Genomic DNA, 17,563 nt, shown 5'->3' on the forward strand with positions numbered 1-17,563 from the left:
ACAGATTCGTGAAAACAGGTCAGCGGGTATGACTTGTGGCGTACGCCATGCCTCACCTGCGGATATGGCGTACGCCACAGGTCAACTCTCAACTATTGCCGTTATGAAACCGTGACCTTATGGAGGAGGTGTGAACGTTGCCCGCGGAACTCTCGCCGCGGACCCGTCCGCTCCACTCATCGACGTCATGGGGCTTGACCTGCGAAAACTGACAGCCACTCAGCTACGTCACGGTCGGCCTTCGCCCGGTTGCACTCCGCACACGCTGGCGCGATGTTCCACATCGCATGCACACCGCCCTTTGCAAGCGGAGTGATGTGGTCCATCTCTGGTACAACCATTTCGCTGAACGAGCCGTCACAGTAGACGCAGGACCACCAGTCGAGCTCCTCCCAGTGCTGGACCACTGCGGCACGAGAGGGCCCGTAGGCGGGCTCAATGGGCCTCAAAAGGGGCGTGATGCGCGTGTGGCGGCGGACGAGGCGGTTTGCCGCGGGTCGGTTTCCGGCCATCGCCCGGCGAACGAGCGTTACCCTCCGTGGCGTCGGCGTCATGCGCGGACTAGCTCCGCGGCAGCTGCCTCCTCCGGGTGAGCCGCGTACCAGGGATCGTTTTCGATCATCGTTGCCGCCTTTTTCATGTAGAGCGAGCCCCACGACACCCCACCCACTTCCGGGTCTGTGTCGAGCGGTACGCCGAAGAAGTCCATGCGCATGGACGCACCCACCTCCCGCGCCACGTCCTCCGCGATGTCCGCCGGGGCGGAGCCCAACACCTCGTCATGAATCGGGAGGTACAGGAAATCATCGACGAGGCCCCTGTCATCCATGTCGATCAGCGCCTGACACAGGACGTCGCGTGCAGTGCTCTGAACCGCGTAGTTCGTCGCGGCGTAGACACGGTCCCGGTCCAGCGGAAGGCGCCGGCCGACGGGTGTCCAAACGACATAGCCGTCAGCGCGGGCGGTGCGCTGGAGCCTCGTCGAGTAGCGCCTGATCGCCCGATAGGTGCGGTCGTACGCGCCGATGGCCGTCTTGACGTCGCCCAGCGGAGCGCCGGTCTGACGGCTGAGCGTGGTCGCCCCGCCTCCGTAGACCTTTCCGAACCCCACGCCCTTGCACAGCTTGCGGTGAAACGTCGTGTAGTTGGGGCCGTAGATCAGTTCCGCAGTGAAGCCGTGGAGGTCCCGTCCTTCCGCGATGGCCCGCTTCATGACGGGCTCATCCGCCAGCGCTGCCAAGACGCGCATCTCCACAGCCGCATAGTCGACGCTGAAAATCCGGTGTCCCGGGTCCGGCAGCAGTGCGCGGCGGATGGTCCAGTCTCCGGAAGGGAGCTGCTGGAGCGGCGGCCCGGAGATGGACATGCGCGCCGTCCGGGCCTGCAGGCTGTTGATCTTCGGGTGGATCCGGCCGGCGTCGTCGAGGCCGTCACGCATGGCTATGCCGTACGACGTCGCCCACTTGCCCGCCCTCTTCGACCTCAGCACTGCATCCGCAAGCGGGTTCGGGGTCCGTGTCCCGCGCGGTTGCCACTGCGCGTCAAGGTCGGCCAGGTCGAGGAGGATGCTCTTATCCACCTTCAGAGCGCCGCTGTCAGTGGTCTCCGTTAGCGTCTCCCCCATGCCCAGAAGAGCCGCCGCCACCTGCTTCGGAGCGTTCACCGACGTCACGCCGTACTGCCGCGCGCGGGCCGCGTGATGGCCGGCGTCTTCCTCCAGGCGGCCGACGAGGCCCCGCACGTACTCCTGATCGACGAGCATTCCGCGCCGCTCCATGCGGGCGCAGATGAGCATGATCCGGTGCTCAAAGTCGACGAGGCGCTGAGGGATACCGGCCGACGTCAGCCGCGCGAGCAGTACGGGCAAGAGCCGACTGACGAGGATCGCGTCAAGGCCGGCGTATTGGAGATAGATCGGGTGATTGATGTCGATCTTCCGCCACCCGGTCGCCTTCGTCTCGCCGATACTGCGAAAGACCTGCGTCAGGTCTTCCTGCGTGTCCGGCGCCGAGGGGTCAACGTCCTTGGCGCACAGCTCCTTCAGGCGGAGTCCGTATCCACCCTCGTGTCGGGGTCGCGGATCGAACAGGTGAGCGATAATCTTCGAGTCCAGCGACTTCAGCCCCAGCACCTCCAGGGGCACACGCAGGTGCTTATCCAAGACCAGAAGATCGAAGGTCGCGTTGTGGAAGACGAGTCGAGGCAGCGTCAGCAGGGCCCACCGCGCGGCTTCCTGAGCCGCCGGGCGGCCCTCCACCTGGAGGACCCACGCCGTGTGGGCGTCGCCGACCTGCACGGTGCGCAGGCCGTACGACGGGCTGAAGGTGTCGAGACCCGTCGTTTCGGTGTCGGCGCCGACTATTTCGCCCGCGAGCGCCTTGCGCTCTACCCAACGGCGGAAGGCGTCGAGGTCCGCAGCCGTTTCCGGCACGTGCGTCAGGGTCTCGTCGCCCGCGACGGTGTAGGGGAAAAGCTTCACGCTGCTGCCTCCTCTCGTGCCTGCCCGAAGATGTCTGTTCCGGTCGTGCGGGTCGCGTCGGTCTGGGCCTCGTCCGCTACGGACTCGGCATCGCGCTGCGCCGCCTGCGCCTCTGTGTCGGAGGCAAGGCGGATGCCGTCGAAGCCCCACCGGCCACCGCGCTTGGCTTTCTTGAACCCGCGAGACTCCAGCTCGACGCCCAGTGCCCAGCCGGAGAGCACTTCCTTACGGCTGAGTCCCGCGTCCTCCGCCCACTCCGCGTAGGCGCGACGGACCGCCATCGGAGCCACCCGCGCGCCGACTTCCTGAACCAGCCGCGCGGCAATGAACTCCGCAAGTCGGTCTTCGCTCTCGCGGTAGTCCTGCGTGGCGGTGGCGACGGACGCGGGCTCCTGGAGCCCGTGCTCGTACCACTCCTGTGCGCCGCGCACGGCCCACGCGAGAATGCCTTCCGCCTCCGCACGGAGCTTCTGAGGAAGGGAGGTGTCTGCCGTCGTTCCGCGGTGGAACGTCGCTTCGAAGGGAATCAACTTCACCCGGCGCCAGACTCCGAGATCCTGCGACAGGATCGCCGGCTTGTAGTTGCCTGCGACCATGAGGAGGAAGCTCGGGACGTAGGTGAACGGGTTGCCGTAGAGCCGCCTAGTCGTCACCGGGTCGCCGCCTGTGAGCTGCTTGACGAGAGCCTCCGCCAGGCGGCTGTACTTCTCCGTCTCCGACGCCGTCACCAGCCTCGCGCCGCGGAGCTCCGCCAGTTCGGGCGACGCCTGACCGACGGCCGTCCGCTGCTCGAAGGTGCTGAACTCCGTTGACTTTGTAACGCCGCGGAACACGTGCAGCAGCGCGTCCAGAAACGCGCTCTTCCCGTTGCTCCCCTGGCCGTGCATGAAGGCAAAGCACTGTTCGGCCGTCGACCCGGTGATTCCGTAGCCGACGAGGCGCCGCATGAATGCCGGCATCTCGGGGTGGTTGGGGAACACCTCCGGGAGGAAGGCCTCCCAGCGCTCCGCGCGAGCGTCGGGGTTGTATGCCACGTCGAGGCGGCGCGTGATCATGTCCTCCGGCCGATGCGGGTGCAGGCGGCCGGTTCGCAGGTTGATCGTTCCGTTGGCGACGGACAATAGATCCTCATCCGCGTCGAAGTCCGCGGCCTGCGCCGGTACGCCGGGTACCGACGGAAGCACCTTGATAACGTCCTCGATCGCCCTGTTGGTCAGCGCCTTCAGCGCCAGACGGCGCGCTCCGTCGTCCCCGGACGCGATCAGTTCCGCACCCATCTGGATCAGCGCGGACCGGACGTCTGCACCACCCGGCGTCCAGATGGCCCCATCCCAGACAAGGAAGCCGAGCCCGTTGGCGTACCGCACTCCCCCACCGTTGCGCGCCATGTAGTCACGCAGTCGCACGGCTATGCCGGCGTCCGTCTGGTCGAAGGCTTCGCGAGCAGAGACGCCCATCGTCTGGACTGCGGCGTCAGTGGCGGAGACGTCGGCCGTCTCCCTCGTCTGAGTGGGGGGCGTTGTCGGCGCCAGGTCCACGACTGCCGCCGTACGAACCGCTGCATGGAGTGCCGTGGGGAAGGACTCCGTGTCTCGCTCGCGCCAGTCCGTCAGGTCGTCCCCGTCGTTCGGGATCTCCAGGCGGCGCACCATGACGCCCGCCCGCACGAGGGCGACGGCAAGGGAGTCCGTGAAGCCGGCGCCCGCGCGGTCCCGGTCCCCGGCAATCACGACGTCGAGATCCCGCAGGCCCGCGGCAAGCTCCGCAACGAGAGCGGCGTTCCGCGCCAGTCCGGCGCCGCGAATCGCCACGGCGTCGTAACCGGCACCCACGGCCGTCAGCGCGTCGCCCGGACCCTCACAAATCAGAACGGTGTCAAAGCCGGCGCCGGAGCGCAGGACACCGTACTTCGCCCACGTCCGCCCCTCTACGTTGGTCAGGCCCACCCATCGGGCGGGGCACTGACCCGAGAGGTCGCGGCCCTGGAGACCACGGACGACACCGTCAAATCCGAGGAGCGGAACGGTCAGACGCGGGTAACGCGTGAACCTCGACGAAAGCCACGACTGTGGACGGGAGCCCTCCGCTGCGAAGCCAACGCCAAAGTCCTCCGCCGCCTCCGGCGAGAGGCCGAAGCGCTGCATCAGGTAGTCCGTCGCCCGCGGAGACGACATCAGCGCGGCCGACGTCTCGTCTACGAACATCCGCAGACCGGCAATCTCACCCGGGCCGATGCTCTCCGGCGCCGCTGCGCTGATGGTGCGGGCGCCCTGGCCGTCGACGTTGAAGAGGTCTCCGTCCCGAAGTCGCAGCTTCTCCAGGATTTCTGCGCGGTCGCACCCGGTCCGGCAGACGACGAGGAGCTTCCCGTCATCCTTCAGCGTCAGTTTCAGCGACGGGTGCCGGCGGTCGTTGTGCGCCGGGCAGAGCGCAAGGTAGCCGTCGTGATCCTCCTCCACGCCGCTCAGCCGCGCCAGGATGTCTGTCAGTCGCAAGGTCTCTCCCCTCGTGGGCAAGCCGAAGGGGCGCCCCGAAGGACGCCCCTTTCAGCGGTGTTCGGTTGTGGTGTTAGTCGTGCGAGTAGTGCTCCACCTCGATGCCGTCCCGGCGGACCGTCACCTGTGCGTGGTCGCCAAACGCGTCCATCAGCACGTTCTCGAACTCTCCGGACTCCACCACGCCACGAAGCGCTTGCACCCGGTCGTAGCGCGCCTCGTCCGGCCCCTCATACGGCAGGTACTCCTTCGTCTCCCACTGGTAGCGCCGGTGTCCGAGGGAGGGATGCGAGCTGTTGTCGGCCTCCAGCTCGTAGAGGTCTTCGACCTCCGTGTCCGCCTCCGTGCGCACCCACAGTCCGTACGCGGAGAACTCGCACGGGTCGCCATCGTTGAAGTAGGGCGTGTACTGCCTCCACCCGAACTCGACGATCGTCGGATCGTCGAGAACTGCCTGCATGATGGGCTGAAGATCCTCGATCGGCCGCTGAGCTACGCGGGTGCTCGCCTCGGAGTAGTCTCCTTCAACGGGAATGCCGAGAAAGTTCCGTGCACCGGTCATACTGCGACTCCTTCGGGCGTACTAAGCAACAGGTGTGAGAGCGGAACTGTCTTACGGCGGGCTCCGGACATCCATGGCGAAATAGCCATGCCGGCGATGTAGTCCGTCGGCGAGGGAAGCCAGCCGAGATCCTCCAGGATGTGCCGCTCGGCGATCAGGCGGACGGGGATCCGCTTCCGCCCCACCGTCAGCGTGTCGCCGAATATGCGCTGACAGAGGTAGACGCCGGCCGTGTGGTGATAGAGCGACCGGTGCCGGACGTCACCGATGATCTGCTTTGAGCTGTCGATGAACTCTTGTATCGGGAGGTAGTCCTCCGGCGTACCGCCCCACTTGCGGGCAGCTGACTGCGCGTGGTGCCAGGAGTTCACGATGCCTCCCGGATGATCACGACAGCCTCACCCGGAGCCAGGTCGTCGACTAGGTCGCCCAGGTGCTCCCAGACGCTGACCATGTCCGCGTCGGACACCGATACATCCGCCTCTCCACGCTGGAGCGACCCCGCGTTCACCTCCAGCCGCCCCACAGCGCGCGTCACCTTCCACGCGTCGAAGGTGCTCACGCCGCCTCCCGGAGTTCCTCGTCGATGCCGTACCAGCGGTCAAAGGACTCGTCCTGGAGCGCTTCCTCCATGAACTTCAGCCGGTTCATCAGCCGCACATCCGTCGCCAGGTCCCGCACGACGTACGCGTCACCGACGCCCTTCATGCGCCGCTTGACGACCGCACAGCCGAACGGTTGGCCGGCGTGGATGGCCTCTCGGTTAGCCTGCGCGATGTAGTCGGAGAGGGTGATCGTCTTCTCCGCCTTCGCCTCCAGGGCGTGGAGGTAGTAGCCGTCGATGTCCCCGATGTCCTTCGCGCCCGTCTGCACGTTGCGGTGCGCGGCGGGGTTGTGGTGCTCGCGGAGGTAGGCGACGACGAGGGATTCAAAGGCGGTGCCCTTTGCCTTGTTGGGGTTAGCCATCGGCGCCGCCCATCAAGCTCCGGTAGAAGTCCTCCGCCACCTGCGGGTAGCAGTCCTCCCCGGTCTCCTCGTCGCACTCCAACGCCTTGTGCTGGTCATAGTCCTGGTGTGCCATGAAGTTCCGGAGAGCGTCCTCCACGTCGGCAACGGTGGGCGGCGTGACGCCGACGTGCGCCGGTACGGTGCCGTCCGCCTTGCGGAGGACGACCACGTTGTGCCCGAGTTGCCCGCTCCGCGGGTGCTCCGACTCCTGCCGGCCGTACTGCGCGGAGATGTCGATCCGCATCGACAGGTTGCCGGTCCGGCTACGGAACGCGGTGCCGACCTTGACGCGTCCGTGCGTGGTGGATGCGGAGAGGATGTAATCACCCTCTTCGATTTCGACGCCGAATGAGTCCTTCACTGTGCGGCCTCCCACTTCCCGGCCTCGTCCCGTCGGCTGCACGTCTGCCACGCCAGTTCCGTGCGCTCGACTTCCACGCTCACGACGCGGTACTTGTGCTCTCGTTCGTCGTAGTTCGTCGCCCAGTGCGTCTCCTGCGCCTTCTCCGCCGCATCACGGCCCGCCTGGACGCGCGCGGGCGTCTCGCGGGTGTAGGGGCCGCGGACGGTGTAACGGATCTCCTCGTCGTAGCCGTCGAGGTAGTAGGGCTCCGTCTCGCGGAGCTCCCACGTGTAGGCAGGGTTCCTACGGCGCTCCTGGTATCCGACTACAGAACGCCAGACTTCTCCGTCGTTCAGGCTTACGTCGACGGCCATCAGACCATCCCCTCTCGGTTCATCACGTGCACGAAAGCCCCGCGGGCGAACGCCACGCCGGCCGCTTCCCAGTAGCGGGGCCAGTCCCTCCGCGTCGTCGCGTCGGGGCGGATATAGATGCAGTCGTCAGGCCCGCAGTCGCGGACGTCGCCCAGGGCGGGAGCGCCGGCGGACTCGATGACGTGGAGGGCGCCCATCAGTAGTCCCCCGTCTCACAGCTGCAACGCGCCCATCCCCGCTGACTACGCTTCGCGCAGTCCGGGGCGTGCTTCAAGGTCGAGACGGCGTAGTCCGCCGCTCTCGCGACGACGTGCGCCGCAACGTCTTCGATGTGGTCGCTGTCGTAGCTGGGAAGGTCTGTGGCTTCCGCGGACAGCACCTCCAGCGCTGTGCGGATCTCCTCCCGCACAATGCGGCGGATCGTGTCCTCGTCCATCCGGTCTCTCCTCCGTCGTGTGGTCCTACGCCGAAAGCCCCCGGGACCGAAGTCACCGGGGGCTGAGGGTGGGGCGGTTAGATCTTGGTCAGGGGGCCGTAGTCGTCGACTACCGACATCAGGGAGTCGCTGTACTCGTCGATGTCGCGCCGCCCGTTCATGCCGCCGCGCGGGACGCCCTTGATGGCTACGAACCGCCACGTGTCGCCGTCCTTGTCGCGGTACTCCGCGTCCAGGTCGTACGTCACGCCGTCGTGCTCGAAGGTGCTGGCCGGCGCCTCGTCGAGGAGTGCGACCTCCGCTGCGTAGAGATAATCCCCGTCGTCGAGTTCCACCCTGAACTGATGCGCGTCACCATCCTCTGCGCGCCAGTCGAGGCCGACGGCAGTCACCACCCCGGTGCGTCCGTGACACCGGGATGCGTAGGTGGCCCGGACTACCCGCACCCGGTCGCCAACCTTGATCTCTCGGGCCTTCACCTCCACCCTGCTGAGTGAGTTCTCAGTCGGCACCATGTGTGTCCCATCGGACTTCTCCACAACCCAAATGGCGGCGTCGTGGTGGCCCGACTTGAACGGGCCCGCTACAAGCGTTCCGCCCCCGCCGTACTCGTACTTCACCTCGTCCCCGATGGCGAACTTGGGTTCTGCGGTCAGTGCGCCCACCGACACGCCCGACTCACGCCCGTTCTCCAGCCTCACCACGACGCAGGTCTGTCCGAACGTGTTCTCGTAGGGTCCGTACGTCACCTCCGCGCGGCCTCGGCTCTCGTGCCGCACGCTGTCGCCAACCTTGAACGTCACTGCTGTCCCTCCGCGATGCCGATGACGACGACGTGTTCAGCGCTGACAATCTGCTCCGCCAGCGTCGAGCGGGCGATGAACCCGCTGTCCCGGCCGGTCGGCTTGACCTTCAGCATCGGGACGATGCGCCCGCTCTGCCTGCCGCTCTTCAGCTCCTTGACGACGGCTTCACTGTTCCGCACCCGGTTCCCCTGGCGCGTCGGGTAGGCGATCAGGACACCGGGGCGGATCTCCGCTCCGGTGAAGTCAGTCAGTCGGGCCTTAGCCATTGCTCTCCTCCGTGTGTGCCTCTTGTGTAAGCAGCCACTTGAACGCGTGGTACGCCTGATGTGGAACCACGCCGTTGCCGATGCGGCCGATCTGTTCCTTGTGCGTGAGTCCCGGGACGTCCGTAACCCATCCGGGCTCCAGCCCCATCAGCCATTCGGCGAACTTCGGGGCGAGCTTCAGGCCGCCTCGCGGCCCGCGCATGACGGGAACCGGTGCTGCCGTCCCGCGGATGCACTCCCACCGGTAAACGGCGCGGGCAAACTCGCCCCACCACTCGGCCGGCGAGTGCGGCCCCTCGTCGGGCAGCTCGTCGTCAGGATCGACGTTCAGCAGGAAACAGACTTCGTCCTCCAGCGTCGGCCCGTGTCCGCCTGCTTTCCGCTTGTCCGGGTGCTGGGCGGACCCGTTGTTCGCCAGGTTCGCCGTCGGCGTCTTGAAAAGCTTTTCCGCCTTCTCCCGAGGGAAGAGACGACAGACAGCCGTCACGAGGTCGTCTCCGCCGCTCCCCTTGCGGTCCCGCTTCGCGTAGTCAGGTCCGCGGTAGGCGTCAGCTACCGTCGGAGTCGGCAGATGAGGCAACGCAGAACCAGCGGTCCCGATGATGCGGAGCCCCGATGTCGGAAGCTCGTAGAGTCGTCCACCGCGCGTCATACCCGATGTCGTGAAGCGATGTGAGCACTGCTGCTTGTCCCCGATTTCGGAGTGCCCCAACGTTCTCCAGGAAGACGTATCGCGGTCGAAGAACCCGTACGGCTTCAGCGACGTTGAACCAGATTCCGGAGCGCTCACCCTTGATCCCCTGCCGTCGGCCTGCGTTCGAGATGTCCTGGCACGGGAACCCGGCCGTAATGATGTCGATGCCTTCATCGAGCAGCCCGCCCCACGACTGGTAGCGGATGTCACCGATGTTCGGAGCGTCGGGGAACCGGTGCGCCATCACCTGGCATGCGGCCCCGTGGACTTCGGCGACGACGGTGACTTTGTCGCCGGTCAGCTGCTCGACTGCGATTCCAAGGCCGCCGTATCCGGCGCAAAGCTCAAGAATCGGCATCCTCTCTCCTCTTCAGTGTGCGTAGAATCGTGGATACGCCCGCCCCTCCCGACCGCAATTCGGGAGGAGCGGGCGCAGACTTTTGCCGTCAGGCGGCGTCAGCGAGCGGCGCGGCCACCTCGTAGGCGCTGAGCACCTTCACGACCGGCTTGTTGTAGGAGACGTCGCGGCCCGCCTTGGTCGTGTAGCTGACGTTCTCGATCGAGAGCGTCGCGCGGACCGGCCGGCCCTCGTAGGCGTCGACGTCAGCGAGCACGTTGTGCAGCACCTTGACGAGCTCCCACGAGCCGGAGTTGAAACGGAAGAGGCCGATCTCCGGCGCCGCTGCCAGCTTGAACACGATGTCGATGCTCGGCTTCGGCCCGCGGCCCGCCTTGGCCTTGTCCTTGCGGTCCTGAAGGAGCGGCGGGCACCCGCAGGGAACGCCCTTGTCCTCGTCCGGCGAGAGGAACTCCACGCCGTCGCAGTGGTGGACGAGGCCGGTCATGCCGAACAACTTCATGGAGGCATCGATCTTGTCGGACGACTCGATGATGATCTCGACGGAGGCGCTCTCCGTGAGAACTTCGAGGTTGTCTTCCTTGTCGGTGTCCCACTCCTCCGACTCACCGCCCATCAGGCGGGCGATTTCCGCGGCCACGACAGGATCACCCGTCGTGACGCGCCAATGGTTCAGCGCCTCCGGCTGCTTACCGACGAGACGGCCGGATCGGAAGCGGCCCACGAAGTCGTCAGAGAACTGACGCTCGCGCGGCTTCGAGTCGGGGTCGGTCTCCCAGATGCGGCGAATGTTGTCTGCCAAAGTGTGCTCCTCGCGTGAGTGTCTTATGTCGTTCGGGCGTTCTCCGCCGCCCACACATGAGTTATGGGGGAAACGAGGCCGGATCCAGTACCGCGAGCGGCGCTATTTTTCGGCGCCGTAAAGGTGGTCTGCGAGCCAGACCACGCCAGCAACGGCCGCCGCCTGACCGGCACGCGTGTGGAGGGACCGCTTACGGGCGCCCAGCACGTAACGCAGGTGCGACGAGAGAGGCGCGTCCGGATGCCCGCCCCGCAGTGCGGCGTATTCCGCGGCAGTGAAGTAGGCGGCCCACCCTGCCCATACGAGGGCCCAGCGGGCGCGGGGTGTCACGTGGCGTCCGTCAGGTAGGCCGTCAGCCGGCCGTCTTCCAGACGCCACACAACGGAGCCGCCCTCCACGCTCACGCACTCCTGCGGAGCTCCGTAAGTCGACTCACGGAGCGCGCCGTACTCCCGCTCCATGCGCGGGACGAAGGGACGACGCTCCCGCTGGGCGTCCTCCAGCTCACGCAGCGATTCGTACACGGGTCGGAGGTGGCTCTCCATGAGGTCCGTCGCTGTTTCGAGGTCCACCATGGCCTTGCCGCGGACACGCTGGACCTCCACAACGAATTCCCGATGCCGACGCAGCTCCGCGGACAGGTCGGCAATCTCCTGCGCCTTCCGCTCCAGGGCTTCCCCGCCGTGGTTGAACTCGTCGACGGCACGCCGGCGGGCGGAGAGCCAGGCAAGGCGGTATCGGCGCTCTCGTTTCTCCGTGCGACGAAGACAGCCCATGAGTAGCCGCACCGCCGCTTGCGCCCGCTCCGCCTTGTCCTCCGCGTCGACGAGGTCCGTCGCCAGGGACCGCGCGCTCTCGTGGTAGTACGTCTCTATGCGCTCTTCGCGCGTGCGCTCCGGGGTCACACCCACTGATCGTCCTCCTCCTCGTCGTTTTCGCTCGGGTCCCACGGTGCGCACTTGTCCTCGTCGAGAATGGCGCGCAGATGCGTGGCCAGTAGATCTGTCAGGTGCTCGCCCGGAAGCCACGCGGCGGCGTCAATGCGCTTCAGCGCGCCGGCGAGATGCTTCGCTGCCGCGTCCTCCGCAACGTCGCCGTACCGAGTGCCCGGCCTATAGGCCGCAATGCGAACGCCGTCGCACAGCAGCACGGTTCCGATGGTCGCGCCGATGTCCCGGGTAACGACCTCCACGGACCCGAAGGCCACCCGCCGCGACCGGAAGTCGAGGACGGTCCGCTTGATCACGTGCACTGCCCGGTTAGACATCGCTCTCCGCCTCTCTCAGGACCGTTCCGACGACCGACGCCCACGCGTGTACCTGACGTGACACTGCGCGCTCTAGGGCGTCATACAACGGTTTCTCGTACACCGTCAGTGCCTCCGCCGACGTCGGCCCCGACTTCAGCAGCAGCCGGAACCGCAGCGCGCGGGCGTACCGCTGGTAGGCGCGCAACTTCTCCCGGGCCTGCGCCAGCTCCCAGTACGTGCGTTGGGCACGCTCATACTCCCAGCCTCCGCCTTCGCAGGTCCGGCAGTCCGCCGCGCGACCGTGCCACGGAGTCTCGCGGAAGTCCTCACGGTCCCTCCGGCGTCGACACAAGCCGACGCACAGCAGCGTGTTCTTCCCGCCCGGGTGCCGTCGCTCAAAGTCGTCGCGGACGGCGTCGGCCAGGGTGTAGCGGCGGGGGTTGGCGTCAGCCACGGCCGCCACCTGCAATCGCTCCTAGCGTCCCGCACAGCCACACGCCGGCGGCTTGCTCGGCCATCGTCGGGGACCAGCCGCGGGACTCCAGTTCGCGGCGCATCCCGTCGGCTGCGTCGTAGATCGGGATCAGGATGCCCGCCATGTCGAGCATGCCGACGGCCAGTTGCTGGCGTACCTCTTCCGGATCGAACGGGGTGTCAGGGGTTGTCATCGTGCGCCGCCCCTCGGGTCGTGGTCTCCGATGTACGCCGTCACGGCCCGAAAGCGGGCGATGTCGTCTGCCTCCGCCTGCCACTTCTCGTGCGCCCTCGTGCACGCCGCCACAACGGCCGACTGCGCGTCGTCGTGCTGGCTGTGAAAGACGTACGAGTACGCGCCCCGGACAGCCGTGGAGCCGACGCGCCGTCGGCGCCGGATGTCGACGCGCAGCCCGACGAGGTGAGTGTCTTTGATTCGGTAGAACCAACCGTCAGGCAGCTCCGGCGCGCCAGCTGCGACGAGCTCAGCCATGCTCACTGTCGTACCTCCAGTGCGGCCCGCAGCTCTGCCGCCTCGTCCCACTCCTCCGGGTCCCCGTACGTCCGCACGAGATTCAGCGCGCGCTGAACGAGCGCCAGCTCGCGCCCGGTCAGTTCCACGGTGTACGACGCAGTTTCGGTAATCTTGGCCATCAGTCCTCGTCCTCCGTCTCCAGGAACCGCGCGACACTGATCACGTCGTGCACGCCGTAGCCGTCCGGCCACTCGCGCGACGAGATGAAGCCGTACGCGCTGGACAGGAGGTCCATCCGGCTGAGCTTTTCCTCGTCGTCCTGCGCGGCCGGGGAGAGGGCAGGGTCGGTGCGGGTCATGTGGTCACCTCCGGGTCGATCAGGTCTGCGATCAGGTCCACGTCCGTCACGCGCCGGCCCGCCATGCGGATCACCCCGGCGTCCATGGCGCGGATATGCTCCGCCAACTCGTGCGCGTGACGACGTCGCGCCTCCACGACGACGGCCTTCGTCATCGCCGCGTACTTGCGGGTGGCTTCCTCCGGCGACACCGTGCCGGCAGCCACCTGGCAAAGAAGCCAGTCAGGGCCGCCGTTCCGGGGGCCGTGAGCCTCGTGGCAACGTGCGCGCCTCATGCAGTCACCTCCGGGTCGATCAGGTTGGCGGCCCACTGAGCGCCGTTGTCGAACATGTCGACGTGAATCTCAGGGAGGTCCGTCGTGCGGATCTGCTCCGCAAGTTCGTGCGCGTGCTGTGTCAGGAACCGTTCCGCGAAGAGCGATGCGTCTACGGCGTCGAGGCGCGCGTAATCCTGGAGGAACTCCGTCAGCTTCATCTGTGTGCTCACCGGTACTGCCTCCACTCTTCCTTGACCCGCGCGACCATGGCCTTCGCGTCCTTCTCGTTGTGCTGGTACGTCCCGCCGCGCGACTTCAAGAGCAGATGCGCCAGTCGGCGGACGAGCAGTTCCTCCGCAGTTACCACGGGAGGTTCACCTCCGCCTCGTCGACGAGGGCTCGAAGGTCCGCGGCGGACATGACGACAGTTGAGATGGTCTCGCCCCTGGCGTTTCGGGTCTCCAGGTCGTAGGCGTGGTTCCCATGCGGCCGGATGGTGACGGTCGAACCGTCAGCGGTGTGGATGGTGCTGCCTCCGTTGATCACGAGCGCTCTCCTCTGCTTTGTGGGTACACGCCGAAAGCCCCCGGCGCCGAAGCAACCGGGGGCTGAGGGAGCGCGTGAGTGGCTCGCGCTAAAAGGCCGTCGTGACAGGGAGGCTCAGCTCCACGTAGGACTCCGTGGTGTCGCCGTCGCAGACCTCGTTCAGATCCATTCGGTAGATCGGTGACCCGCTTCCGTTGTCCAGTTCGTATCCATCGTCCGCGGCAGCCTGAATCGCTGCTTCAATGGCGCGGGCGTGCTCTTCGAGGGTCATGCCTCGTGTCCCTTCATCCCGTTCAGCACAGCCGCAACGGCGTCCGCGGCTTCACGTGTCGCGTACGTCGTGAGTCCCCACGACTGGCGAGCGGAGTTCCGACGAGCCAGGAACCACCGCCCCGGACCATCCGCCCGTACCTCGTAGCTGATCCGTGCACACCGCTCGACGCGCTCGCTCTCCAGCGCAGCCGCGTACTCCTCCGGACTCATGCTCTTCTCCTCAGTGCGGTGTCGGGCACGCGCCGCGCATGCAGCCGTGCGTCCAGCAGTAATCGGGGCTGCGCTGATCGTTCGGTCTCATCGCTTCCTCGTCGACGGGGCCTTGGCGGCCGGCGGCTTGGGGGCTGCGGGCTTCGGTGCCGCGGGCTTCGCGGTCTTCCGGGCCTTTGGACGGTCGATGTCGAGCTCCACGCCCGTCGACGAGGCCGGCTGGTCGTCGCATGCGGCGACGGTGAATCCAAGGAGCAGCGCCAGGACGACGAAGGCGGCAACGTGGGCAACGACGAGGCGCTGTCGCGTGGTCACGCCGCCTCCCACTTGCCAGCGTCGTTGTGGTCAAGGGTGACCTTGAAGACGCTGCGGGTCTGCGTGTGGAAAATGCAGATCCCTTCGGGGTTCATGAAGCCGGGGGCCGCGTGGGAGCCGTGCAGCTTCAGGCTCATCAGAGCGTGGTGTACCCGAGCCTCGCTAAACGTGCCGTGATACATCACGGGCACTGCACTGAGGGAGCCGTCACGGAGCTGAATGACGGGGTCGATGTCGCCGTGCATCGTCTCTTGCCCCACCCATCGTGAGGTGTTGAACAGGCTGAACCGGCGCTCGGTCATGCCGTAACCCCGCTGAATACCGTGCCCCCACCACTCGCCGTAGTGGAGGCCGGTGCCGAGAATCTGGTGCAGGCTGTCAGCGTTGGTGTGCACCCACTTCGCGAACCCGTAGTTGTCGCTGTCCGGCGTGATCAGCCGGTTCCGGGACTGGGCGGCAACCCGGCCGTCCTCCGCAATGTGGATTGCTGCGTTGGTGCCGTCGATCTTCTCCGTGATGACGATGTCTCGGAAGAGCCGGGCTGTCTTGGGCCAGGGGGTGAACTCAAAGTCGGTCATGCTCTCTCCTCTGCGCATGCGTGAGAGCGAGACGTCCACGTCGGACGCCCCGCTGTGTGAATGACTCGCGTTACTTGGCCTGGCGGAGCTTCGTGATCGTCGCCGCGAGAGCGTCGATGCCGAAGACGATGCCGAAGGCGGTCCAGTAGCCGATCGCCGCCACGGGCAGGAAGCTGTGCAGCGCCCCCATCAGGATCATGAGACCGAACGCTTCCACGGGCAGGAGCGCAACGCCGGTGACGAGCTTCTCGAACCGGTCCTCGTTCATTCGCTCTCCTCCCCCAGCAGGAACCGTGCGAAGGTGTCGACGGCCGACACCTTGTTGGCCAGGCTGACGCCGTCCTGATAGCCGCGGGCGTTGGTGGACATCGACTCGACGTGCTCTCGGGCGAGCTTCAGAGCGTCGGCGCGGGACATGACGGGATCGACCCCGCTGCGCTGCCCAACAAGCTGCATAGCTGCCTTCAGCGACAGAACCTCAGCCCGGAGCAGCTCCAGGAACTCCGCTACCTCCTTCGGCAGGTCGTCGGACCCGGGGTAGCTGCCGTGACAGGTGTACTCCTCCTTGACCTTCGACAGCAGCTCGTCCATGCGGCTCACTCGCTCTCTCCCTTCAGCCGCGCAATCTCGCGGGCCTGGCTCACGATGGTGTTCTTCAGATCGGAGACGAGGGAGTCCAGCAGCGCCCGCATGGCCACGCTCTCCGCCAAGCGCTGAAGTTCCTCGTCTGTATGGGTGTGCTCCTCTGTGGTCAGCGTCCGCCACACAACCCCCGGAGCGACGCGCCGTTCATCGGCGGCCGTTGTGTGGAACACCACCCGCCGTGCAGCCGCTCGCGCGGTGCGGTTCTCCGCGATGAGCTCAGCGTTCTTCTCCCGCTCCTCACGCAGTTCGCGCTGAAGGGGAAGAACGCGCTTGGCCTCCATCTGCTCCAGCGCCGTCTTCCAAGCGTCGCGCTGCTCGCGGGCCTCGTCGCGCTCTGCCTCGAACTGCTCCGCGGCTTCGTCTGCCGCTTCCTCACGGGCAATGGCGGCGTCGGCCCGCTCCTTCTCCTTGCGCAGCAGATCACGCAGGCTGCTGCATGTTCCCGCAAGGTAGTCGCGGTCCCGCACCATTGCCGTGACAGCGTCCGTCACGCGGCGCATGTGGTCGGCGTCCCAGCGGTGCCCGGGGCCGGCGTCAATGTCGACGTCGAGAGTACGAGCGACGGCGTCGACGACGCTCCGGGCTTCGCCTCCGCGGGAGTTCTCCGCGTACACCTCCCCAAGCGCCGCGTGCTCTAGTCCCCCAATCATCCCCACAACCTCACCGACGCTCAGCACGCTCCGGCCGGCCAGGCTTACGCGCGCCGCACGGTAAGCGGCCCTCAACCCGGAAATCGTCATGCCACCCTCCGCTGGGTACCGGTCTGGAACTCCCCGCCGCTGGCGATCGGCTTGCCGATGACGCGCTTCTTCCCTTCCCGCTCCCAGTCGAAGACCCCGCGCAGGTGCAGGAACGTCTCGAACACCTCCGGGCCGCACTCGACGGGGTGCAGTGCCCAGCCCTCCGGCCGAACATGGAGGGCCGCTCCACCGACGAGCTCAGGCACGTCGACGGACTCGCCGTTCGCCGCCAGAATGATGCGGTCGGCGTAGCGGTAGGCCGACAGCTGGAGCGCCACAGAGTCGTAAACGCTCTTCGACGTCTTCCAGTCGACGATCACCGTCTCTCCGTCAATGACCGCGATGGCGTCGAAGCTGCCGGCGTAGCTGTGCGTGTCGCTCCAGACCGTCTCCTCCAGGTGGAGGAACTCCGGCTGAACTTCCTGGAGGAACTCGCTGAACCAACGCACGTGCGGCTTGACGTCGGCGTGCACGTGCCGCGGGTTGACCGTCTCGCCGCGCGCCAGGCGCTCGAAAAGGTCGTGTGCCGCAGATCCTAGGTCGGACGCTGCCGTCGTCTTCCGGCGGTGCGCGTTCTTCAGGTAGTCGACGGCGCCCTTCGGGTCACGCTTGCAGAGCTCGCTGACGATGTCCCAGTTATTGACGGCCGCCTCCGCGGCTTCCTTCGCCGCCCAGAACGTCAAGTAGTCCTTTGGCAGCATGCCGCCCACGGACGTCACGCCGGGCACCTTAATGTGTGCGTCATCCGGGTCGATGTAGAAGCGGGACCCGCCCCGCTTGATCGTGCTTACTCCGGCCATCTGCCCTCCGTCTGCTGTTG

The 17,563-nt window shown here is 66.6% G+C and carries 35 protein-coding genes; all 35 read right to left on the reverse strand.

Features of this window, described 5'->3' with window-relative positions; all coding sequences use genetic code 11:
• Window positions 1–185: 185 nt before the first annotated feature.
• Window positions 186–554: an HNH endonuclease signature motif containing protein gene (locus IH80_RS47410; protein WP_078906683.1), complete on the reverse strand. Its 369-nt coding sequence runs from the start codon at window positions 552–554 to the stop codon at window positions 186–188.
• Window positions 551–2,479: a DNA polymerase gene (locus IH80_RS0121740; RefSeq protein ID WP_051809726.1), complete on the reverse strand. Its 1,929-nt coding sequence runs from the start codon at window positions 2,477–2,479 to the stop codon at window positions 551–553. The genes IH80_RS47410 and IH80_RS0121740 overlap by 4 nt, the downstream gene beginning before the upstream one ends.
• Window positions 2,476–4,974, reverse strand: coding sequence for a phage/plasmid primase, P4 family (locus IH80_RS0121745; RefSeq protein WP_030962629.1), 2,499 nt, complete (start codon window positions 4,972–4,974; stop codon window positions 2,476–2,478). The genes IH80_RS0121740 and IH80_RS0121745 overlap by 4 nt, the downstream gene beginning before the upstream one ends.
• Window positions 4,975–5,047: 73 nt before the next feature.
• On the reverse strand, window positions 5,048–5,536 hold the full coding sequence (locus IH80_RS0121750) for a hypothetical protein (RefSeq protein ID WP_030962631.1): 489 nt from the start codon (window positions 5,534–5,536) through the stop codon (window positions 5,048–5,050).
• Window positions 5,533–5,907 (reverse strand): DUF6915 family protein, encoded by a 375-nt coding sequence (locus IH80_RS0121755; protein ID WP_051809728.1) that lies wholly within the window; start codon window positions 5,905–5,907, stop codon window positions 5,533–5,535. Before IH80_RS0121755 ends, IH80_RS0121750 begins: the two co-directional genes overlap by 4 nt.
• Window positions 5,904–6,098 carry a hypothetical protein gene (locus tag IH80_RS0121760; RefSeq protein WP_030962634.1) on the reverse strand — a complete coding sequence of 65 codons (195 nt, stop codon included), beginning with the start codon at window positions 6,096–6,098 and terminating at the stop codon, window positions 5,904–5,906. The genes IH80_RS0121755 and IH80_RS0121760 overlap by 4 nt, the downstream gene beginning before the upstream one ends.
• Window positions 6,095–6,502, reverse strand: coding sequence for a hypothetical protein (locus tag IH80_RS0121765; protein ID WP_030962635.1), 408 nt, complete (start codon window positions 6,500–6,502; stop codon window positions 6,095–6,097). Before IH80_RS0121765 ends, IH80_RS0121760 begins: the two co-directional genes overlap by 4 nt.
• Window positions 6,495–6,905 carry a hypothetical protein gene (locus IH80_RS0121770; protein ID WP_030962636.1) on the reverse strand — a complete coding sequence of 137 codons (411 nt, stop codon included), beginning with the start codon at window positions 6,903–6,905 and terminating at the stop codon, window positions 6,495–6,497. Before IH80_RS0121770 ends, IH80_RS0121765 begins: the two co-directional genes overlap by 8 nt.
• Window positions 6,902–7,261, reverse strand: coding sequence for a hypothetical protein (locus IH80_RS0121775; RefSeq protein WP_030962637.1), 360 nt, complete (start codon window positions 7,259–7,261; stop codon window positions 6,902–6,904). Before IH80_RS0121775 ends, IH80_RS0121770 begins: the two co-directional genes overlap by 4 nt.
• The gene (locus tag IH80_RS0121780) at window positions 7,261–7,458 is read right to left on the reverse strand and encodes a hypothetical protein (RefSeq protein ID WP_030962639.1); all 198 of its coding nucleotides are present in this window, start codon (window positions 7,456–7,458) and stop codon (window positions 7,261–7,263) included. Before IH80_RS0121780 ends, IH80_RS0121775 begins: the two co-directional genes overlap by 1 nt.
• On the reverse strand, window positions 7,458–7,697 hold the full coding sequence (locus IH80_RS0121785) for a hypothetical protein (protein ID WP_030962640.1): 240 nt from the start codon (window positions 7,695–7,697) through the stop codon (window positions 7,458–7,460). The genes IH80_RS0121780 and IH80_RS0121785 overlap by 1 nt, the downstream gene beginning before the upstream one ends.
• A 77-nt stretch (window positions 7,698–7,774) precedes the next feature.
• The gene (locus IH80_RS0121790; RefSeq protein ID WP_030962641.1) at window positions 7,775–8,500 is read right to left on the reverse strand and encodes a phiSA1p31-related protein; all 726 of its coding nucleotides are present in this window, start codon (window positions 8,498–8,500) and stop codon (window positions 7,775–7,777) included.
• A complete protein-coding gene (locus tag IH80_RS0121795) occupies window positions 8,497–8,769 on the reverse strand; it encodes a hypothetical protein (RefSeq protein ID WP_030962642.1) in 273 nt (90 codons plus the stop codon). Before IH80_RS0121795 ends, IH80_RS0121790 begins: the two co-directional genes overlap by 4 nt.
• Window positions 8,762–9,256 carry a hypothetical protein gene (locus tag IH80_RS0121800; RefSeq protein WP_030962644.1) on the reverse strand — a complete coding sequence of 165 codons (495 nt, stop codon included), beginning with the start codon at window positions 9,254–9,256 and terminating at the stop codon, window positions 8,762–8,764. Before IH80_RS0121800 ends, IH80_RS0121795 begins: the two co-directional genes overlap by 8 nt.
• Before the next feature lie 61 nt (window positions 9,257–9,317).
• A complete protein-coding gene (locus IH80_RS0121805; RefSeq protein WP_030962646.1) occupies window positions 9,318–9,821 on the reverse strand; it encodes a DNA cytosine methyltransferase in 504 nt (167 codons plus the stop codon).
• A gap of 88 nt (window positions 9,822–9,909) precedes the next feature.
• The gene (locus IH80_RS0121810) at window positions 9,910–10,623 is read right to left on the reverse strand and encodes a hypothetical protein (RefSeq protein ID WP_030962647.1); all 714 of its coding nucleotides are present in this window, start codon (window positions 10,621–10,623) and stop codon (window positions 9,910–9,912) included.
• A gap of 326 nt (window positions 10,624–10,949) precedes the next feature.
• Window positions 10,950–11,534, reverse strand: a complete 585-nt coding sequence (locus tag IH80_RS39585; RefSeq protein WP_037880731.1) for a hypothetical protein — start codon at window positions 11,532–11,534, stop codon at window positions 10,950–10,952.
• A complete protein-coding gene (locus IH80_RS0121825; RefSeq protein ID WP_030962648.1) occupies window positions 11,525–11,875 on the reverse strand; it encodes a hypothetical protein in 351 nt (116 codons plus the stop codon). The genes IH80_RS39585 and IH80_RS0121825 overlap by 10 nt, the downstream gene beginning before the upstream one ends.
• 7 nt (window positions 11,876–11,882) lie before the next feature.
• The gene (locus IH80_RS0121830) at window positions 11,883–12,326 is read right to left on the reverse strand and encodes a hypothetical protein (protein WP_158943562.1); all 444 of its coding nucleotides are present in this window, start codon (window positions 12,324–12,326) and stop codon (window positions 11,883–11,885) included.
• The gene (locus IH80_RS0121835) at window positions 12,319–12,540 is read right to left on the reverse strand and encodes a hypothetical protein (RefSeq protein ID WP_030962651.1); all 222 of its coding nucleotides are present in this window, start codon (window positions 12,538–12,540) and stop codon (window positions 12,319–12,321) included. Before IH80_RS0121835 ends, IH80_RS0121830 begins: the two co-directional genes overlap by 8 nt.
• Window positions 12,537–12,839 (reverse strand): hypothetical protein, encoded by a 303-nt coding sequence (locus IH80_RS0121840; RefSeq protein ID WP_158943564.1) that lies wholly within the window; start codon window positions 12,837–12,839, stop codon window positions 12,537–12,539. The genes IH80_RS0121835 and IH80_RS0121840 overlap by 4 nt, the downstream gene beginning before the upstream one ends.
• A gap of 2 nt (window positions 12,840–12,841) precedes the next feature.
• On the reverse strand, window positions 12,842–13,000 hold the full coding sequence (locus IH80_RS45395) for a hypothetical protein (RefSeq protein WP_199819292.1): 159 nt from the start codon (window positions 12,998–13,000) through the stop codon (window positions 12,842–12,844).
• A complete protein-coding gene (locus IH80_RS0121850; RefSeq protein ID WP_030962654.1) occupies window positions 13,000–13,179 on the reverse strand; it encodes a hypothetical protein in 180 nt (59 codons plus the stop codon). The genes IH80_RS45395 and IH80_RS0121850 overlap by 1 nt, the downstream gene beginning before the upstream one ends.
• Complete coding sequence (locus tag IH80_RS0121855) at window positions 13,176–13,385, reverse strand: hypothetical protein (RefSeq protein WP_030962656.1); 210 nt, start codon at window positions 13,383–13,385, stop codon at window positions 13,176–13,178. The genes IH80_RS0121850 and IH80_RS0121855 overlap by 4 nt, the downstream gene beginning before the upstream one ends.
• A 65-nt stretch (window positions 13,386–13,450) precedes the next feature.
• Window positions 13,451–13,666, reverse strand: a complete 216-nt coding sequence (locus tag IH80_RS0121860) for a hypothetical protein (protein WP_030962657.1) — start codon at window positions 13,664–13,666, stop codon at window positions 13,451–13,453.
• Entirely contained in the window at window positions 13,663–13,803 is a 141-nt protein-coding gene (locus tag IH80_RS44860) for a hypothetical protein (protein ID WP_158943566.1), read from the reverse strand. The genes IH80_RS0121860 and IH80_RS44860 overlap by 4 nt, the downstream gene beginning before the upstream one ends.
• On the reverse strand, window positions 13,797–13,982 hold the full coding sequence (locus IH80_RS0121870) for a hypothetical protein (protein ID WP_234432335.1): 186 nt from the start codon (window positions 13,980–13,982) through the stop codon (window positions 13,797–13,799). Before IH80_RS0121870 ends, IH80_RS44860 begins: the two co-directional genes overlap by 7 nt.
• Window positions 13,983–14,070: 88 nt before the next feature.
• Entirely contained in the window at window positions 14,071–14,253 is a 183-nt protein-coding gene (locus IH80_RS0121875; RefSeq protein WP_051809737.1) for a hypothetical protein, read from the reverse strand.
• Window positions 14,250–14,465: a hypothetical protein gene (locus IH80_RS44865; protein ID WP_158943568.1), complete on the reverse strand. Its 216-nt coding sequence runs from the start codon at window positions 14,463–14,465 to the stop codon at window positions 14,250–14,252. The genes IH80_RS0121875 and IH80_RS44865 overlap by 4 nt, the downstream gene beginning before the upstream one ends.
• Window positions 14,466–14,552: 87 nt before the next feature.
• On the reverse strand, window positions 14,553–14,780 hold the full coding sequence (locus tag IH80_RS0121880; RefSeq protein ID WP_158943570.1) for a hypothetical protein: 228 nt from the start codon (window positions 14,778–14,780) through the stop codon (window positions 14,553–14,555).
• The gene (locus IH80_RS0121885) at window positions 14,777–15,358 is read right to left on the reverse strand and encodes an RNA ligase family protein (protein ID WP_030962662.1); all 582 of its coding nucleotides are present in this window, start codon (window positions 15,356–15,358) and stop codon (window positions 14,777–14,779) included. Before IH80_RS0121885 ends, IH80_RS0121880 begins: the two co-directional genes overlap by 4 nt.
• A gap of 70 nt (window positions 15,359–15,428) precedes the next feature.
• The gene (locus tag IH80_RS0121890; RefSeq protein WP_030962663.1) at window positions 15,429–15,626 is read right to left on the reverse strand and encodes a hypothetical protein; all 198 of its coding nucleotides are present in this window, start codon (window positions 15,624–15,626) and stop codon (window positions 15,429–15,431) included.
• Window positions 15,623–15,958: a hypothetical protein gene (locus tag IH80_RS39590; protein WP_037880733.1), complete on the reverse strand. Its 336-nt coding sequence runs from the start codon at window positions 15,956–15,958 to the stop codon at window positions 15,623–15,625. The genes IH80_RS0121890 and IH80_RS39590 overlap by 4 nt, the downstream gene beginning before the upstream one ends.
• Window positions 15,955–16,743, reverse strand: coding sequence for a hypothetical protein (locus IH80_RS0121900; protein WP_030962664.1), 789 nt, complete (start codon window positions 16,741–16,743; stop codon window positions 15,955–15,957). The genes IH80_RS39590 and IH80_RS0121900 overlap by 4 nt, the downstream gene beginning before the upstream one ends.
• On the reverse strand, window positions 16,740–17,543 hold the full coding sequence (locus IH80_RS0121905) for a hypothetical protein (RefSeq protein ID WP_030962666.1): 804 nt from the start codon (window positions 17,541–17,543) through the stop codon (window positions 16,740–16,742). Before IH80_RS0121905 ends, IH80_RS0121900 begins: the two co-directional genes overlap by 4 nt.
• Window positions 17,544–17,563: the final 20 nt, after the last annotated feature.

It is taken from the genome of Streptomyces sp. NRRL S-378 (genome assembly GCF_000720645.1).
GTDB lineage: Bacteria > Actinomycetota > Actinomycetes > Streptomycetales > Streptomycetaceae > Streptomyces.

Coding starts and splice junctions, on each gene's coding strand:
- IH80_RS0121765 (WP_030962635.1), bottom strand. CDS start 6,502: ATGGCTAACCCCAACAAGGCAAAGGGCACCGCCTTTGAATCCCTCGTC.
- IH80_RS44865 (WP_158943568.1), bottom strand. CDS start 14,465: ATGAGTCCGGAGGAGTACGCGGCTGCGCTGGAGAGCGAGCGCGTCGAG.
- IH80_RS0121775 (WP_030962637.1), bottom strand. CDS start 7,261: ATGGCCGTCGACGTAAGCCTGAACGACGGAGAAGTCTGGCGTTCTGTA.
- IH80_RS0121900 (WP_030962664.1), bottom strand. CDS start 16,743: ATGACGATTTCCGGGTTGAGGGCCGCTTACCGTGCGGCGCGCGTAAGC.
- IH80_RS0121750 (WP_030962631.1), bottom strand. CDS start 5,536: ATGACCGGTGCACGGAACTTTCTCGGCATTCCCGTTGAAGGAGACTAC.
- IH80_RS0121905 (WP_030962666.1), bottom strand. CDS start 17,543: ATGGCCGGAGTAAGCACGATCAAGCGGGGCGGGTCCCGCTTCTACATC.
- IH80_RS0121780 (WP_030962639.1), bottom strand. CDS start 7,458: ATGGGCGCCCTCCACGTCATCGAGTCCGCCGGCGCTCCCGCCCTGGGC.
- IH80_RS0121890 (WP_030962663.1), bottom strand. CDS start 15,626: ATGAACGAGGACCGGTTCGAGAAGCTCGTCACCGGCGTTGCGCTCCTG.
- IH80_RS47410 (WP_078906683.1), bottom strand. CDS start 554: ATGACGCCGACGCCACGGAGGGTAACGCTCGTTCGCCGGGCGATGGCC.
- IH80_RS0121850 (WP_030962654.1), bottom strand. CDS start 13,179: ATGACCCGCACCGACCCTGCCCTCTCCCCGGCCGCGCAGGACGACGAG.
- IH80_RS0121795 (WP_030962642.1), bottom strand. CDS start 8,769: ATGGCTAAGGCCCGACTGACTGACTTCACCGGAGCGGAGATCCGCCCC.
- IH80_RS0121840 (WP_158943564.1), bottom strand. CDS start 12,839: ATGGCTGAGCTCGTCGCAGCTGGCGCGCCGGAGCTGCCTGACGGTTGG.
- IH80_RS0121875 (WP_051809737.1), bottom strand. CDS start 14,253: ATGACCCTCGAAGAGCACGCCCGCGCCATTGAAGCAGCGATTCAGGCT.
- IH80_RS0121805 (WP_030962646.1), bottom strand. CDS start 9,821: ATGCCGATTCTTGAGCTTTGCGCCGGATACGGCGGCCTTGGAATCGCA.
- IH80_RS0121835 (WP_030962651.1), bottom strand. CDS start 12,540: ATGACAACCCCTGACACCCCGTTCGATCCGGAAGAGGTACGCCAGCAA.
- IH80_RS0121885 (WP_030962662.1), bottom strand. CDS start 15,358: ATGACCGACTTTGAGTTCACCCCCTGGCCCAAGACAGCCCGGCTCTTC.
- IH80_RS0121785 (WP_030962640.1), bottom strand. CDS start 7,697: ATGGACGAGGACACGATCCGCCGCATTGTGCGGGAGGAGATCCGCACA.
- IH80_RS45395 (WP_199819292.1), bottom strand. CDS start 13,000: ATGGCCAAGATTACCGAAACTGCGTCGTACACCGTGGAACTGACCGGG.